We start from the raw sequence: 1,210 nt of genomic DNA on the forward strand, positions 1-1,210 counted from the left end.
TAAAGGAGGAAGAGAAATGGCAAAGGCAAAATTTGAGAGAACAAAGCCACACGTAAACATAGGAACAATAGGACACGTAGACCATGGTAAGACAACATTAACAGCAGCGATAACAACAGTATTAAATAAGAGATATGGAACAGGAGAAGCAGTAGCATTCGAAAACATAGATAAAGCACCAGAAGAAAGAGAAAGAGGAATCACAATATCAACAGCACACGTTGAGTACGAAACACCAAACAGACACTACGCACACGTAGACTGTCCAGGACACGCTGACTACGTAAAGAACATGATCACAGGAGCAGCTCAAATGGACGGAGCGATCCTAGTAGTATCAGCAGCAGATGGTCCAATGCCACAAACAAGAGAGCACATCTTATTATCAAGACAGGTAGGGGTACCAAAGATAGTAGTATTCTTAAACAAAGCAGACATGGTAGATGACGAAGAGTTAATAGAATTAGTAGAAATGGAAGTAAGAGAATTATTAAGCGAATATGAATTTGATGGAGACAACACACCAGTAGTAGTAGGATCAGCATTAAAAGCATTAGAAGATCCAGACGGAGAATGGGGAGACAAGATAGTAGAATTAATGGAAAAAGTAGACGAAACAATACCAACACCAGAAAGAGATACAGACAAACCATTCTTAATGCCAGTAGAGGACGTATTTAGTATAACAGGACGTGGAACAGTTGCAACAGGAAGAGTAGAAAGAGGAACATTAAAAGTACAAGACCAAGTAGAAATAGTAGGATTAACAGATGAGCCAAGAACAGTAGTAGTAACAGGAGTAGAGATGTTCAGAAAGATGTTAGATGAAGCGCAAGCAGGAGATAACATAGGAGCATTATTAAGAGGTGTACAAAGAGACGAGATCGAAAGAGGTCAAGTATTAGCTAAGCCAGGAACAATCACACCACACACAAAATTCAAAGCAGAAGTATACGTATTAACAAAAGAAGAAGGTGGAAGACACACACCATTTTTCAATGGATATAGACCACAATTCTACTTCAGAACAACAGACGTAACAGGAACAATCAACTTAGAAGAAGGCGTAGAGATGTGCATGCCTGGAGATAATGCAAGATTTGAAATAGAGTTAATCACACCAATAGCATTAGAAGAAGGATTAAGATTCGCTATTCGTGAAGGTGGAAGAACTGTAGGAGCAGGTGTTGTTACTGAAATTATTGAATAA

General features: G+C 38.9%; 1 protein-coding gene. It reads left to right on the forward strand.

Going from position 1 to position 1,210, the window contains the following annotated elements:
- Window positions 1-16 precede the first annotated feature (16 nt).
- The gene (tuf, locus tag BFN48_RS12020; RefSeq protein WP_069651125.1) at window positions 17-1,210 is read left to right on the forward strand and encodes an elongation factor Tu; all 1,194 of its coding nucleotides are present in this window, start codon (window positions 17-19) and stop codon (window positions 1,208-1,210) included.

Source organism: Caloranaerobacter ferrireducens (assembly GCF_001730685.1).
GTDB lineage: Bacteria > Bacillota > Clostridia > Tissierellales > Thermohalobacteraceae > Caloranaerobacter > Caloranaerobacter ferrireducens.

Bases quoted from the DNA above. Each gene is read 5' to 3' on its own strand.
- tuf (WP_069651125.1), top strand. From the start codon at position 17: ATGGCAAAGGCAAAATTTGAGAGAACAAAGCCACACGTAAACATAGGA.